The organism is Streptomyces sp. NPDC052043, from assembly GCF_044548235.1.
Classification (GTDB): Bacteria; Actinomycetota; Actinomycetes; order Streptomycetales; family Streptomycetaceae; genus Streptomyces.
Window position 1 is genome coordinate 63,884 of sequence record NZ_JBIUBT010000020.1, and the last position, 14,304, is coordinate 78,187.

Genomic DNA, 14,304 nt, shown 5'->3' on the forward strand with positions numbered 1-14,304 from the left:
CGAACCACCCGACACGTCCACCTTCGCCATGAGTATCCTGACGCGGTGACCACCGGCGCGGGAGGGGCGGCGGGCGCTGACCGGGTGCGCGACCCCGATACCGTCGCGCGACTGGCGAAGTCGGCCCTGCGACAGGGGGAGTACAACGAGGCGCTGCGGCATGTCGCGACGCTCCCGGCCGACGCGCCTCTGCCCGCCGAACTGGCCTGGCGGCTCGGCCGGGTACTCCACCAGCGGGGCGAGTTCGAGGCCGCCGAGTCGCTGTACGAACGCGCGGCCGGCGATGCCGGGGACACCGGCGCGGACTGGGCCCAACTGCTGGCCGGCCGGTCGGCAGCACGCTGGGCCCGCGGTGACCGGACACGGGCGCGGAGCCTCGCCGACGAGGCGGTGCGGGCTGCCGAGCGGATCGGCGACGACGCTGCAATGGCGGCGGCCTGCCTCGCCCAGGCGCTGGCCGCCTTCAGCGAGGGCGACCGCGCCGCCAACGAACACGCCTACGCCAGGGCCTTGGCAGCGGCCGAACGGGCCGGGGACACAGGCCTGCAGCTGCGGATCCGCTCCAACGTCGGCTCCCGCCTGGTCGAGGAGGGACGCCTGCGTGAGGCGGTCGACGCCCTCACCGAGGCGATCCGCCTCGGTGAGGACGCCTCACAGCAGACACTGCTCGCACTGGCGCTGCACAACCGCGCCGAGGCCTGGCTGGGGCTCAGCGATCTCAACGCCGCCCGCGCCGACGCCGACCGTGCGCTCACCCTGTGGCAGCGGGAGGGGTCACCGCTGGCCGCGTTCGGACTGCTGATGATTGCCCGGGTGCACCTGACCCGGGGCTCCGCCTGGCAGGCGACGGCGGCCTACCGCGAGGCCCTGGCTCTGGCCGAGCCGGACGGCAACGCCCAGGTCGTGGCGCAGGCATGGGCGGGACTGGCGCGCACCTGCTACGCCGACGATACGGCCGAGGCGGCGCGGTACGCGGAGCTGTCCCTCACGCTTCCGAGCGCTGCCGGGCCGGTCACCGGCGAACTGGCAGCAGGCTGGGTCGCACTGTGCAGCGGAGACACCGCCTCGGCCGCCCGGTACGCCGCAGGCGTCCGCTCGGAGGCAGGCCGCCGTCGCGACCCGGCCGGGCTGGCCGAGGCGATGGAACTCGCCGCGCTCGCCGCATCCCGGGGTGATTCGGCCGCAGGCCCGGGACGCCCCGCCGCACGCCGTGCCGCCGGGCTGGTGGAGGCGGCCGCGGTCTGGGCCGACACGGGAAACGAGGTGGCGCTGGCCACCAACGCGCTGCTGCGGGCGCGCCACGCGGGCGACCGGCTGTCCGAGGACGTCGCCCGGCAGCGACTGCACCGGCTCGGGGTGTGCGACGACGTCTGGCACATCGCCGGGCCGCTGGCGGCGATCGGTCCGCCGCCGGTCCCCGAGGTTGCCGTGCAGACCCTGGGCCACCTGGCCGTATTGCTCTCCGGAATGCCCGTACCCCCGGCCGGATGGCAGTCGCGGAAGGCCCGTGAGCTCGTCAAGGTGCTGGCGGGTCAGCTGGGAAGACCGGTCACTCGGACCGCGCTCGCCGCCCTGTTGTGGCCGCAGACGTCTCCGGAGGTGGCCAACCGCCGCCTGTCGGTGCTGATTTCGACGGTGCGTGCGGTCCTCGACCCGGCACGGCGGCATCCCGCCAGCCGCTTTCTGGTCACCGACCCCTCCAGCGTGCGGCTCAACACGGAGCACGTGGTCCTCGACACGGTCCGGTTCCACGACGCGGCCCGTGCGGCCGTCGCGGCGGACGCCGCGGTCGAGGGCAGCCGGGACACGGCGGCCGGCGTCGACGTGGTGGCGCGCCTGGAAGTGGTCGTCGGCATGTACACCGGCGACTTCGGCGACGACGGCGAGGTCACCGGGGAGTGGAGCGAACGCCCGCGCGCGGCCTTCGCCGAGCTGCACCGCGACGTCGTCCGTACCCTCGCCCGGCGCTGCCTGCGGTTGGACCGCTGCGACGCGGCAGCCGGCTGGTATCTGCGGCTGATCGGAGAGGACGGCTACGACGAGTCGGCCCACCTCGGACTGATCGCCGCACTCTCCTCGGCGGGCCGGCACGGCGAAGCCCGCCGCCGCTACCGCGACTACGCCAAGCGCATGCACGAGATCGATGTCCCACCGGTCCCCTTCCCCACGACGTGACGGCCCGGGCGGGAAGCCCGCGGGCGTACGGTTTGCCTCCCGCACTCGGCCCCGTGCCGCACCGGGCCCCGGGCCGCGCCGCCGCCTGCTACTACGACAAGTTCGCCGAGTGGATCGTCTCCGGCGGACAGCGATGTCGAGCCCGGCAATGGCGAGGTCACGGCCATCGCATCTGCGCATGACCCTCTGTTCCGCCTGTTCCAGGCCGGCGTACCGGAGAAGGTCCTCACCCGTGACGAGATCCTCGACGCGATCTCCCTGTACTGGCTGACCGACACCGGAGGTTCCTCCTTCCGGCTGTACTGGGAGGGCTACCAGGCCGGCGGCGGCCCGTTCAACGCCGTCCCCATCCCGGACGTCCCCGTCGCGGTCACCGTGTTCCCCGGCGAGATCTACCCCGCGCCGCGCAGCTGGGGCGAGCGGACCTTCGGCAACATCATCCACTGGAACGAAGTCGACCGCGGCGGCCACTTCGCCGCCTGGGAACAGCCGCAGATCCTCACCGAGGAACTTCGCACCGCCTTCAGGTCACAGCGCTAGCGCGCCCCGATCGCGGGGGCAGCCGGGACCCGCTGCCCCCGTCCCGTCCGTGCCAGCAGACCGCGCACGGCAACTTCCGGACGTAGGCCTAGATCACCTCGCATGTCCACGCCGCCCGCCAACACCGCCCCGGTACGTGCCTGAACTCGGAGCTGATCGAGCAGGCCTGCGCACGCCTCGGCCCCTACCCGTGAGGCACCTGGGCCGCGGGGGAGGACCCCACGCTCACGCGGGGCCGCCCTCACCTGCACGGCGAGGTGACGGAGACAGAGACGGACGGCAGCCAAGAGCCGGATGACGGATGGGGCCGGGGAATGGACGGACAGTCGACGGCGATGCCGGGGGATCCGGCCGGGGAGCTGGGGGAGCGGTCGCTGGGGGCGCCGGCGGTACGTAGTCTGCCGGCGCTGCGCGCCGAGCGCAGGCTGTCGCGGGAGCATGTGCGTCTGGCGGGGGAGTGGCTGGGGGTGTCGGAGCGGACGGTGTGGCGCTGGCTGGCCGAGGCATCCCGGTCCCCTCGGGCCGTGGCCCGTCCTCCAACGGCAGAGGACATTACCGGCGAACAGCCGCACCGATCAACGACCGAAACCGCTGACGAATCGAGGTCAAGGTTTGTTCGGGGTGAACGAACCTTCTGGGCGATTCCAGCCCCCTACCCATCCCTGCGACCGCCTGCGGCCGGACGAGAACGGAGCCATGGTGCCTGGTCCGCCGCTGTCAGACGGACCGGACGACTGTTACCCCTCCGGTAATGGCCCGGTCATTTCTGCGCCACCTCCAGGCCAGGCGCCATTTTGAAATGAGCAGGCTCTTACCAACGTCCTGTACGTCTCATGCAACACGGCCCCAGGACGCCTACTTCTTCGTAGTCGGATCATTCGGTCGCACGTGCCGCGCAAGGGGCCGACGCGACGGGAGAAGACAGCGGGAGTCCTGGATGGAAGGCCCACCTATGCGCAGCGCTCATTCAGAGCAGACCGCGGCACGCGACGCGACACCGGCGACGAGTACGGCGGCAGCGACCGCGACGGCCCGCCCGTACGACGGGCTGGCTCCCCGGAGACCGCAGACACCACGACCGCGCTACGAGCTCCCGGTGCTGCTGTCCATCGCGGCGACCGCGGCGGTCCTGTACACGTGGGGCATCGACCACAGCGTCTACCACACGTTTTACGCCGCCGCCGTGCGCAGCATGACCGACAACCCAGTGGCGTTTTTCTTCGGTTCGTTCGACCCGGCCAACTCCATCACCCTCGACAAGGAGCCCGGCTTCCTGTGGCCGCAGGCGCTGTCGGCCCTGGTCTTCGGTTTCCACCCCTGGGCGTTGGTCCTGCCCCAGGCGATCGAGGGCGTCGCCTGCGTCCTCCTCCTGCACCTCCTGGTGCGCCGCTGGGCCGGGGTCCCGGCGGGACTGCTGGCCGCGGCGTTCGTGACGTTCACCCCGGTGGCCGTGGGGCTGGGCCGGTCGATCGTGGAGGACGCGCCGTTCGTCCTGCTGCTGCTCCTGGCCGCCGAGGCCACCTGGCGGGCCGTCCGGCGGCCCCGGCTGCGCACTCTGCTCCTGGCTGGCGTCTGGGTCGGGGTGGCGTTCCAGTGCAAGATGCTGGAGGCCTGGGCGGTACTGCCGGCGTTGGCTGTCGCCTATCTGGTGGCTGCTCCCACCACCCTGCGGCGCAGGATCGGCCATGTCGCCGTGGCCGGCGCGGTCGCCGTGGCGGTATCGGCGTCCTGGGCGGCCGTGGCGACCGTCGTCCCCGCGCAGTCCCGCCCCTACATAGACGGCACCACGAACAACTCGGCCGTGGGTATGGTCGTGGGCTACAACTTCCTGACCCGGTTCACCTCGCTGGGCGTGGACGCGGCGGACACGGGCAGCGTCGTCAACGGCACGACGGGCCCGAACGCCGCGGCTGCCGACGCCGGCTCGAAACACGGCACCTCCACGCATGAGGAGGGCGGCACCGGACACGCCGCACGGCGGACCGTCCACCACCGGAGCCCGGGCATGGGCAACAGCGTGCTGAAGATGTTCAGTCCGGGACTGGCCACACAGACGGGCTGGCTGTACCCGCTGGCCGCGTGCGACCTCGTGTGGGGTCTTGCCGCCGCGCGGCGCCGCCGTGTTTCCCGCACCGATCCGGCGCTCGCCGGGTATCTGATGTGGGGCGTGTGGCTGGCCACCTTCTTCGCCGCGTTCAGTTTCGGCAGCGTCACCGGCCATACGTACTATATGGGCGTCGTCGCCGTGGCGCTGGCGGCGCTCAGCGGTAGCGGGCTGGTGCGGGCCTGGAGGGCGTACCGGGCCGGTGGCCGTCGCGCCTGGGTGCTCCCGGCGGTGACCACCGCGAACGTCCTGTGGACCGCGACTCTGACGCTGCGTTACCCTCGTTTCTTCGGCTGGCTGGCTCCCGCCGCCCTCGCCCTGTGCGTTCTGGCCCTGATCCTCGTCGGCGCGGGCCGCGCCGACGCGGGCCGCCGGCCGCGGATCGCCGTGGCCGGCCTGTCGGCCGCTCTCGCCGCGGTGCTCCTGATCCCCGCAGTGTGGTCGGCCTCGGCGCTGTCCCCGCGCTACAACCAGCCCGGCGGCATGGGCAGGGTGGGACCCGCCAGCCGACCGGGGGGCGGCGGACCGAACCGGCTCCCGCCGCCGCGCGCACGGCTCCTGGCCTACCTGACGGCGCACCGGGACGGCGCGAAGTACCTTGCGGCCATGCCGGACTGGTCCGATGCCGCGCCTTATGTCATCGGGGCCAACGCGTCCGTGCTGCCCATGGGCGGCTTCACCGGACAGGTCCCTTACCCCACCCCCGACGGACTGCGCCGACTTGTCGACTCCGGCGAACTGCATTACGTCGCCCTCCGACGCACGCACGCGGCAGTGTGGCAGCGGGCGGCCGGTAAGCACGAGGGAAGCACCCGGCACGCCGCGACCGCGCCGAACACCGGCACGGCCGCGCCCACGACGGCGATCACCCACTGGGTCACCACACAGTGCACGCCGGTGCCGCCGGCGGCGTACGGCGGCACAAACCGCGAACTGCCCCGGCTCTACCAGTGCGACCCGGGAACCGGCCGCTGACCCCCTTACAGCGACTCGCGCCTGTCGTCGCGCCCGGCCGCCGTCAGCCGTCCGACGGAAGGACTGGTCCACCCATCGCGCTCCGCCGCGGAGCATCCCTCTTCGCCCTCCTGCCGCCGCTGTTCCGGCTGAATCTGGACGACACCGCCAGCCGGCTCCTGCGCACCACGTTCGACCTCATCGCCCGCGAGAGCGCGGCAGGCGGGCTTGGCGGCGGCTTCATCATGAGCCGTCTGTCCGACGTGCTCTTCGTCCAAGCCCTGGACCTGCTGCGCGGATGTCAGGAGCGGCACTGTCGGCTGGATCGCCGTGCTACGGGACCCGCAGCTGGCGGGTGCGATGCAGGAACTGCACGCGGACCTGAGCCGTCCGTGGACGGTCGACGAACTCGCCCGCAGAGCGGGGATGTCACGCTCGGCGTTCGCCGCCCTGTTCAAGGAGAGGACGGGGGAGACCCCACTCGGTTACCTCGCGGCATGGCGCATGTACCGGGTGAAGGTGTTGCTCCGCGAGACGCCGTTGAGCGTCCAGGAGATCGCTGTCAGAGTCGGCTACGACACCGGGAGCGCCCTGAGCCGTGCCTTCTCGAAGAGGGAGGGCGTGTCACCCGGAGCCTGGCGGAAGCTGACGGACAAGACGGCTCGTCAGGCTTCTGCGTGACGCGGAAGCCGGAGCCCCGCAGCTTGGAACTGCTGACAAGGTGTGAGTTTCTTCAGCCGGTGCCAGCAGATGATGTTGCAGAGGACACCGCCTTAGCGGCGGCGGGCCAGGAGCGTCGTGCCGACGATTGAGCTTGCTCCGCTTTGACGGACACCCTCGGTGTGTTGATCAGGCCGCCAGGACGTTCTCGTACTGGGCGGGACTGCGGTAGCCGAGGCTGCTGTGCAGCCTGCGTATGTTGTACCAGCCCTCGATCCACTCGAAGATTGCGGAGCGGGCCGCCGTCCGGCTCTGCCACGACCGGTCGCCGATCAGCTCACGCTTGAGGCTGGCGAAGAACGACTCGGCGAGGGCGTTGTCCCAGCACTGGCCGGTCCGACCAACGGAGAGCCGGACGTCGAACTCGGCTGTCAGATCAGCGAATTCACGGCTGGTGTACTGGCAGCCGCGATCGGAGTGGAAGATCACCGGCCCGTCGGGGCGACGGGTTGAGCAGGCAGCCCGCAGGGCGTCGGCGACCAGCTCGGTCCGCAGGTGGTCGGCGGTGGCCCAGCCGACGACGCGGCGGGAGGCGATGTCGATGACGGTGGCCAGGTAGAGCCAGCCCTCCTCGGTCGGGATGTAGGTGATGTCGCCGCACCAGCGCGCGTCGAGACCGGTCGGGCAGGGCCGGAAGTCGCGCAGGACCAGGTCCGGCCGTGTGGCCGCCTTCAGGTCGGGGATCGTGGTGCGGTGGCGCCGGCTGCGGTGCCGGCCCTCAAGGCCGGCCTGGCGCATCAACCGGGCGACCCGGCGTCGTCCGCACCGGTCGCCGCCCTGCCTGCTCGGTTGGGCTCTGGAGGACCCACACTCACTACAACCGCCGGCGCACCACACGGACTCTCGCGGCAGCTACGGGGCCCCGCGCGTCCATGCAGTGCTGGGGGGCCTCGCCCGGCCCCACTGCGTGCATGGCACGAAACGCCTGCGCGAACGCCTCGCCCGAGCGAACCTGACGGCATGCGCCGGATATGCGCCGAACGGCTCGGTGAGGAGGCCGGCCAGCAGTTCGCGGCCATGGCCCGTCGCGGCTTCCGGCTGGAGCCTGCGACGGTGGACACTGAGCCGACCGGCCGATGCCGACTCGGAGGGCCCGCCATTCTCGAACCAGGCACTGCCTGGCCCGAACCCGATGGTGTCCCACTTTCCTTGTACGCCGTCCTTGACACCGACGCCCTCGCCCCCTGGCTCGCGGACGAGCTTCCGGCGCGTCCGGGCCTACTCAACTTCTTCTACCTCGATCCGGACGTGCCGTACGAGGAGTACCGCATGCTGGACACGTCCGGGCCCGAGATGTGCCGGGTGATTCCCGCGGACCCCGCGCGAGCGGTAGAGACAGCCGCATCCGAACCGGCGCGGAGCTATCCGGCCCGGCCCATCCACGCGGCTGAGGTGACCATGCTCCCGGACTGCCGGGACGTCGAGGACGACGATGTCGAGTTCGACAGGGGGCGAGCACTGGGGCGCGGCATCGCTCATCCTCACCGCGATGGGCGACACCGACGGGAACACCGCAGGTGGTTATCGCGCCTTCGGCTGGCCCGACACCTCTTACGGGTCTTGGGTGACCCGTCGCGATGCCGACGGCCCTGCCGTCCATCTGCTCCAGCTCGCGGAGGACACGGAGCTCGGATGGGGCTGGGGCGATGCGGGAACCCTGTATTTCACGATCCCAGCGAAGGCGTTTGCGGCTGGTGCCTTCGGCAAGGCCGAGGCGATCGGGCGCTGTTGCTGACCTCGGTCTTCTGGCTGTCGCTCGTCGTCTTCGCGGCCCGGGCGACGTAGCAGCTGTAGGTGCGGCTGGCAAGATCAAGGATGCCGTCGACCACCTGCCGACGGTCCCGCACCGGACGGCCCACCCTCGGCGGAGCCAGCAACGGTCTGATCACCGCCCACGATTCATCGGTCAACTCATGACGACGCATACGAACAGACCAACGCCCCAACCACTTTGCGGACACGACCTAGCACCGACAAGGGCGTCACACGGTTGTCGTGCGACGCCGGACGGCACTGTGAACCGCTCCGGGATCGGTTCAGCCGACACGTGGACCGAAACGAGATTCTTGACCCGACCATTTTTCAACTGCCATTTTAATATGGGCTGTTGCGCTGGTCGGACCCGCAGTCGTCAGTGATTCCGGTCGAGGTGGGCCAGTACGGCCAGTACGCGCCGATTGTCGTCGCCCGAGACCTCGAGTCCCAGTTTGGCGAAGATGTTCGAGGTGTGCTTGGCGATTGCCCGTTCCGTGACGACGAGCTGCACGGCGATCCCCGCGTTCGAGCGGCCCTGCGCCATCAGCTCCAGCACCTCCAGCTCGCGGGGCGTCAACCGGTCCAGCGGCCGATCCCGGGCACCGCGCCGGGCCAGCAGCTGCTGGATGACCTGCGGATCCATGGCCGTACCGCCCGCCGCGACTCGGCGTACGGCATCCACGAACTGCTCCGCGTCGAACACCCGGTCCTTGAGCAGGTAGCCGACCCCGCCGCGGCCGTCGGCCAGCAGCTCGCGCGCGTACAGCTGCTCCACGTGCTGGGAGAGGACGAGCACCGGCAGGCCGGGCCGCTCCCGCCGGGCCCTCAGCGCGCACTGCAGGCCCTCGTCGGTGTGCGTGGGCGGCAGACGTACGTCGACGACGGCCACGTCGGGCGACAACTCGGCCAGCGCACGCTCCAGTTCGGGACCGGACCCGACGGCCGCCGCGATCTCGAAGTCGTGGGCCTGAAGGAGCCGGACCAGTCCGTCGCGCAGCAGGAACAGATCTTCGGCTAGGACAACGTGCACGGAACCTCCACGGTCACCATGGTGGGACCGCCCGAGGGAGAGCTGACGGCCAGGACGCCGTCGAATGTACCCAGCCGCCGCTCGACTCCGGCCAGGCCCGAACCGGCCCCGATCGCCGCGCCTCCCTTGCCGTTGTCCGTGACCGCGATGCGCAGCATGCCGTCGGTGTGGTGCAGGTCCACCCAGATCCGGTCGGTGCCCGAGTGTTTGACCGCGTTGGTGAGTACCTCACTGACGGCGAAGTACGCGGCCGACTCCACCGGCGCGTCGGCGCGGCCGTCGAGGTCCACTCTCACCTCCGTGGCGACGGGCAACCGCAGCGCCAGCGCCCGTACGGCGTCACCGAGTCCACGCTCGGCGAGGACGGGCGGGTGGATGCCGCGGACCAGGTCGCGCAGTTCGCCCAAGGCCTCGGCCGAGTTCCTGCGTGCCTGCGCCAGGAGCTGCTTGGCCTGCTCGGGATCCTTGTCGAGGAGCATCTCGACGGTGCCCAGGTCCATGCCCATGGCGACCAGCCGGGCCTGAGCCCCGTCGTGCAGGTCCCGTTCGATGCGTCGCAGCTCTGCGGCGGAGGCGTCGACGGCGTCGCGGCGGGTCTCGGTCAGCTCCTCCACCCTGCGGGTGAGTTCGGCTTCGTTCGTCGGGGCGAGCTGGGCCCTGGTGATCCGGAAGTGCGTGCGGATCAGCACTGGGTTCCACAGCACGCCGGCGGCAAGCCAGAGACAGCCGACGGCGCCCGCGGCAAGGGCGGTGGCCCAGCCGGTGACCGGGACGAACTGGTACCAGTACGAGCCCCCCGAGGCGGCCGCGATCGGCCTCCACAGCCCCGCCGCCAGCAGGACGCCGAACACGCCCTCCGTGAGCATGCCGGGCGCGAGCACGGCGACGGCCGCGCCGGCTGTCGCGTCCACGAACAGCCAGCGCAGGTCACGCCAGGTTGCCGGATCCCGCAGCAGCAGGCCGGTGAGCTCCGCTCGTCCCAGGAGCCCACCACGCGGAGGCGACGGAAGCGACTGGTACAGGGCAGGGATGCGGATCCCGGACCACTGCGCGGCCAGCAGCCGCCGGCGGCCCGTGTACGCGCGCACGGTGAGCAGAACCGACGGGGTGGTCAGCACGCCGACACCCAGCGGGATGAAGGCGATCGACAAAGTGGTCAGGAGAATGAACCCGATCGACGCGCTCCAGCTCATCAGAGCCAGCGCCAGCCCCTGCGCGCCCGCTGCCAGCGCGTCCCTCACCCGTGCCCCGTTCATCGCCCCACTCCTCCCGGTTCAGGACCAGTCTGCCCGCCGCCCACGCGCAGGTCAGGGGGACCAGCACCCGGCCGGGGGTGTACCTGACACCACCCTTCCGGCCCGCCGCTTGGAGGTCCAGCAGCTTCACCTCGATTGCCGGATCTAGGGCGTGTATCGAATGTGCTGGTCACAGCCACTCGTTCGGATTGGTATGGTCCGCACCGCATCCGGGCCGGGGCTCCCTACTGGCCGACATATCCGTGGACAAGCAGGCGAGGTTTTGCCATGTGGGTGGACTCTCTTCTCCGTGCCACAGGTCGGGGCGCGCGGGACGCCGCGCAGCCCTGGGCGGAGATCGAAGCGGAACTGGGCACCGAACTGCCCGGCGACTACAAGCAGTTGTGCCAGGTCTTCGGCGTCGGCGAGTTCTCGCAGGAAGTGATGGTGCTGTGCGCCGACGCGACCCGCGTGGGGGACCTGATGATTTGGTGGCGCAGACTGCTGGAGAGCGACGACGATTCGGACGGCCCATGGGCGCCCTACCGGATCCATGAGCCCGGAACGACCGGGGGCCTGATCCCATGGGGAACCACACGTTCGGCCGACAGGTTCTTCTGGCAGGTCACGGATGGCCCTGTGGACGCATGGCCGGTCCTCGCCATGCAGGTGGACACCGAGAAAGCGTGGCACCGTTACGAAATGACTGCCACGGAGTTCCTGTACCGGATCTTCACCGATCCCGGGTTCTTGCCCTACTCCGCGGCACACCCCGCGTCTGGGCCGTTCTTCGAGCCTGGCTGAACAGCCGGTGACGGAGGGGAGGGCTGTGATAGACGGGGGCAGCAGTCGTACGGGCGTGTATCGAAAGTGCCTGGTGATGATGACGGAGAGCCCATTTGTGATCTGGATGGAGGTCATGCGGTGGATCCGTGACGGCCGCGTCCGTGACTTGGGCGATGACGCACAGGAGCAGGCCGCGAAGCGGACCGCGGCCCGGGCCAACTGAAAGAGCGTGCAGAGTTGGCTGAACCGTTCCGGGCTCGGTAGGGACTCTGATGTGCCCCACGCGACTTCAACGCTTCTGTTGGCGGATGAGTGCTCGAGTTGGCGAGCTGTGTCCTTCCGGTTGGCAGAACAGGGGCTGCAAGTGGCCTGCGGGCAGGCCCTTGCAGGACCACATCGACGCTTGACCTCAACCAAACTTGAGCTTTTAGGTTCCTTCCAGAGACGCAGGAACCGACCAGCGGTGCCTTTTCAAGGAGGTTCGCCGTGACCGAGCACGCAGCCCACATCGAGATCCCCGACCGCTACCGCTATGCCGTGATCCCGCACATCATGGTCGACGACGCCCCCGCGGCGATCGATTTCTATCAGCGGGCGTTCGGCGCCCGCGAGGACTTCAGGATCGACGCTCCGGACGGCGGAATTCTGCACGCCGAGATCACCATCGGACGATCGACCCTGATGCTGGGCGACGCCAGCGTGGACGAGGCGGAGGCTGCCTCTTTCGCCGCGCCGACCTCGCTCGGCGGAGGTACGTCCGTCACGCTGCATGTCTTCGTGCCGGACGTCGACAGCCTGGCGGAGCGCGCAGAAGCCGCCGGCGCTGAGATCCTCCAGCCGCCGAAGGACATGTTCCACGGTGACCGCACCGTCATCCTCAAGGACCCTTCCGGTCACATGTGGGTATTTCTGACCCACGTGGAAGACGTCTCGCAGGAGGAGCTTCGGCGCCGCCTGGCCGCCGCCGGGTGACTGGATCCCGTACGCGCGGTGATCCGGACCGAATACCGAGCGTCGTACCTGACGGGACTCGCTAGCTGAACCGCTCGATCATGTCTGGGCTGCTTGCCGCCGGTAGTGGCGGGCCCGGGATCGGGCCTGGTGACGACGCCGCCAGTGGTACCAGTTGAGCCGGTGATCCGCGTCGTGGACGGGCCGGACGACGAGCGTGATGAACAGGCGCTGGATCTCGTTACAGGTGAGTGGGATCAGCTCACCTGGCCCGGGGTGGTAGGTATGTTCGTCGGCGCGGACGACGGCGAGGAAGGCGTGAAGACCGCCAGGGAGCGGAACCGCCACATCCGGACACCTTTACGCAGGAGTCGCCGACGACGCGTTCGACGGCGCCGACGCCGCTCGCCTGGGGGAGCTCTCGATGAAGACCGCCACAGGGTCGTAGAGGCCGTCGATCCCGCACAGCCCGCCCTTGCGCCCGCCGACCCCACAACGGTCCGCGAGCGCAAGGCATGTGCGGTTGAAAATCCCCCTGCCCGTGCCATATGGGTGACGGCCGTGTTGCACCTCTATAACAGATAGTCGAGTATCAGTTAAAAGAGGTGGGCGGTGCCAGGACAACGGGTGCCGGCGGGCCGCGCGGGAGGCGCCCCGACTCTCTCTCCTGGGCGTCCCCGCCTGCGACCCCATCGCCGGTCGGGTGGCCGGGTCCGGCTGCCCCGCACGGACACCGTCAGCTTGCTCGAACCCCTCATCCAGGAGATGTTCATGGCCGCGACCGCCCCCGCACCGCAGTTGCCGTTTGCCCGCCCCAACGCTCTGGACCTCGCACCGCTGTTCGCACGCCTGCGCCAGCACGGGCCACTGGCACGGGTGACCACTCCGGCCGGTGACCCCGCCTGGCTGGTGACCACCTACGACGAGGCTCGCGCGATCTTGAGCGATCCCCGGTTCGGCAAGTCGCACCCCGCGCCCGAGACCGCGTCCAGGATCTCGTCGGCCGCGATCCAGTCCGGGCCCATCAGCACGTTCGAGGACGAGGCCCGCGAGCACGCTCGGATGCGCAGGATGCTCGTACCCGCCTTCACCGCACCGCGTATGCGCGCCCTGAGCGCAAGGATCGAGCACCTGGCCGGGCGCTGCCTCGACGGCATGGACGAGGCCCGACGCAGCCATCCTGATGCGCCGGTCAACCTGCACGACCACCTCTCCTTCCCGCTGCCGGTCCAGGTGATCTGCGAACTGCTCGGCGTGCCGAGCGGCGACCGGGACCTGCTGCGCGGCTGGTCCGAGCGGATCGGCGCCCTGCACGGCGGGGCTGACGGGCAGGCGGCCATGGCGGAGTTCCAGGCGTACGTCGCAACGCTCGCCGAGAAAAAGCGCCTCTCGCCCGGCGAGGACGTCATCACCGACATCCTGAAGGTCCAGGCCGAGGACGCAACCTTCACCGAGGACGACATGACTCGCCTGGCCGCCGGCCTGCTGTTCGCCGGCCACGAGACCACCTCGACCCGCATCGACTTCGGCGTAATGTTCCTGCTCAGCGACCCCGCTCGCCGCGACTGCTTTGCCGCCGACCCCGCAGCGCAGGTGCAGGCCACCGTCGAGGAGATCCTGCGCATGGCCGCACCCGGTGGGCTCGGCCTGATGCGTTACGCCCGCGAAGACGTCACCATCGGCAAGGACGTCATCGCCCGGGGCGATGCCGTCCTCGTCGCGATCAACTCCGCCAACCGTGACGCGAAGAGGTTCGAAGCCCCGGAAACCTTCAACCCCTCACGCACCCCCAACGCACACCTGGCCTTCGGCCACGGCGGCCACTACTGCATCGGCAACGCCTTGGCCCGCACCGAGATGCGCATCGCTTTCACCGCCCTCTTCCGCCGTATGCCCCGCCTGCACCTTGCCGTCGACCCCCACACCCTGCCCGACCACACCGAACGTCTGGCAGGTGGTGTCAGCACCGTCCCCGTCCTTTGGTGACACAGCTGCGTGACGAACACAAACACAGTGGACAGACGAGGAGAGGCAGAGCCTGCACGTGGAAACCG

The 14,304-nt window shown here is 70.2% G+C and carries 11 protein-coding genes and 4 pseudogenes; 10 read left to right on the forward strand and 5 right to left on the reverse strand.

Going from position 1 to position 14,304, the window contains the following annotated elements:
• The first annotated feature begins 45 nt into the window (after nucleotides 1–45).
• The 5 genes and pseudogenes from ACIHCX_RS35150 (at nucleotide 46) to ACIHCX_RS35170 (ending at nucleotide 6,454) form a co-directional block, all read left to right on the forward strand.
• Nucleotides 46–2,175, forward strand: a complete 2,130-nt coding sequence (locus tag ACIHCX_RS35150; protein ID WP_400036901.1) for a BTAD domain-containing putative transcriptional regulator — start codon at nucleotides 46–48, stop codon at nucleotides 2,173–2,175.
• A 375-nt stretch (nucleotides 2,176–2,550) separates the two neighbouring features.
• A complete protein-coding gene (locus ACIHCX_RS35155; protein WP_400036903.1) occupies nucleotides 2,551–2,715 on the forward strand; it encodes a hypothetical protein in 165 nt (54 codons plus the stop codon).
• A 937-nt stretch (nucleotides 2,716–3,652) separates the two neighbouring features.
• Nucleotides 3,653–5,794, forward strand: coding sequence for an ArnT family glycosyltransferase (locus ACIHCX_RS35160; RefSeq protein WP_400036905.1), 2,142 nt, complete (start codon nucleotides 3,653–3,655; stop codon nucleotides 5,792–5,794).
• Nucleotides 5,770–6,045, forward strand: a pseudogene (locus ACIHCX_RS35165) (cupin domain-containing protein); the annotation flags it as partial. The gene ACIHCX_RS35160 and the pseudogene ACIHCX_RS35165, both read left to right, overlap by 25 nt.
• 88 nt (nucleotides 6,046–6,133) lie before the next feature.
• Entirely contained in the window at nucleotides 6,134–6,454 is a 321-nt protein-coding gene (locus ACIHCX_RS35170) for a helix-turn-helix transcriptional regulator (protein WP_400036907.1), read from the forward strand.
• Nucleotides 6,455–6,622: 168 nt separating this feature from the next.
• On the opposite strand, the gene ACIHCX_RS35175 is transcribed toward ACIHCX_RS35170, so the two are convergent.
• A complete protein-coding gene (locus ACIHCX_RS35175) occupies nucleotides 6,623–7,330 on the reverse strand; it encodes an IS3 family transposase (RefSeq protein ID WP_400036909.1) in 708 nt (235 codons plus the stop codon).
• A gap of 180 nt (nucleotides 7,331–7,510) precedes the next feature.
• Between ACIHCX_RS35175 and ACIHCX_RS35180 the strand changes: the two are divergent.
• Both ACIHCX_RS35180 and ACIHCX_RS35185 read left to right on the forward strand, forming a co-directional pair.
• Nucleotides 7,511–7,741: pseudogene (locus tag ACIHCX_RS35180) on the forward strand (DUF1963 domain-containing protein); the annotation flags it as partial.
• Nucleotides 7,742–7,982: 241 nt separating this feature from the next.
• Complete coding sequence (locus ACIHCX_RS35185; RefSeq protein ID WP_400036911.1) at nucleotides 7,983–8,228, forward strand: DUF1963 domain-containing protein; 246 nt, start codon at nucleotides 7,983–7,985, stop codon at nucleotides 8,226–8,228.
• A gap of 76 nt (nucleotides 8,229–8,304) precedes the next feature.
• Here ACIHCX_RS35185 and ACIHCX_RS35190 read toward each other — a convergent pair.
• From ACIHCX_RS35190 to ACIHCX_RS35200, 3 genes and pseudogenes are all read right to left on the reverse strand, one after another.
• Nucleotides 8,305–8,426, reverse strand: a pseudogene (locus tag ACIHCX_RS35190) (IS5/IS1182 family transposase); the annotation flags it as partial.
• A gap of 198 nt (nucleotides 8,427–8,624) precedes the next feature.
• Nucleotides 8,625–9,278, reverse strand: coding sequence for a LuxR C-terminal-related transcriptional regulator (locus ACIHCX_RS35195; protein ID WP_400036913.1), 654 nt, complete (start codon nucleotides 9,276–9,278; stop codon nucleotides 8,625–8,627).
• Nucleotides 9,263–10,534, reverse strand: a complete 1,272-nt coding sequence (locus tag ACIHCX_RS35200) for a sensor histidine kinase (protein ID WP_400036915.1) — start codon at nucleotides 10,532–10,534, stop codon at nucleotides 9,263–9,265. Before ACIHCX_RS35200 ends, ACIHCX_RS35195 begins: the two co-directional genes overlap by 16 nt.
• Nucleotides 10,535–10,801: 267 nt before the next feature.
• On the opposite strand from ACIHCX_RS35200, the gene ACIHCX_RS35205 reads away from it, so the two are divergent.
• A complete protein-coding gene (locus tag ACIHCX_RS35205; RefSeq protein WP_400036917.1) occupies nucleotides 10,802–11,317 on the forward strand; it encodes an SMI1/KNR4 family protein in 516 nt (171 codons plus the stop codon).
• 468 nt (nucleotides 11,318–11,785) lie between these two features.
• A complete protein-coding gene (locus ACIHCX_RS35210; RefSeq protein WP_400036919.1) occupies nucleotides 11,786–12,271 on the forward strand; it encodes a VOC family protein in 486 nt (161 codons plus the stop codon).
• A gap of 78 nt (nucleotides 12,272–12,349) precedes the next feature.
• Here ACIHCX_RS35210 and ACIHCX_RS35215 read toward each other — a convergent pair.
• A pseudogene (locus ACIHCX_RS35215) lies at nucleotides 12,350–12,571 on the reverse strand (IS701 family transposase); the annotation flags it as partial.
• A 420-nt stretch (nucleotides 12,572–12,991) separates the two neighbouring features.
• Between ACIHCX_RS35215 and ACIHCX_RS35220 the strand changes: the two are divergent.
• Entirely contained in the window at nucleotides 12,992–14,236 is a 1,245-nt protein-coding gene (locus tag ACIHCX_RS35220; RefSeq protein ID WP_400036921.1) for a cytochrome P450, read from the forward strand.
• The last annotated feature ends 68 nt before the right edge of the window (nucleotides 14,237–14,304 follow it).

Bases quoted from the DNA above. Each gene is read 5' to 3' on its own strand.
- ACIHCX_RS35170 (WP_400036907.1), top strand. From the start codon at position 6,134: ATGCAGGAACTGCACGCGGACCTGAGCCGTCCGTGGACGGTCGACGAA.
- ACIHCX_RS35205 (WP_400036917.1), top strand. From the start codon at position 10,802: ATGTGGGTGGACTCTCTTCTCCGTGCCACAGGTCGGGGCGCGCGGGAC.
- ACIHCX_RS35160 (WP_400036905.1), top strand. From the start codon at position 3,653: ATGGAAGGCCCACCTATGCGCAGCGCTCATTCAGAGCAGACCGCGGCA.
- ACIHCX_RS35200 (WP_400036915.1), bottom strand. From the start codon at position 10,534: ATGAACGGGGCACGGGTGAGGGACGCGCTGGCAGCGGGCGCGCAGGGG.
- ACIHCX_RS35185 (WP_400036911.1), top strand. From the start codon at position 7,983: ATGGGCGACACCGACGGGAACACCGCAGGTGGTTATCGCGCCTTCGGC.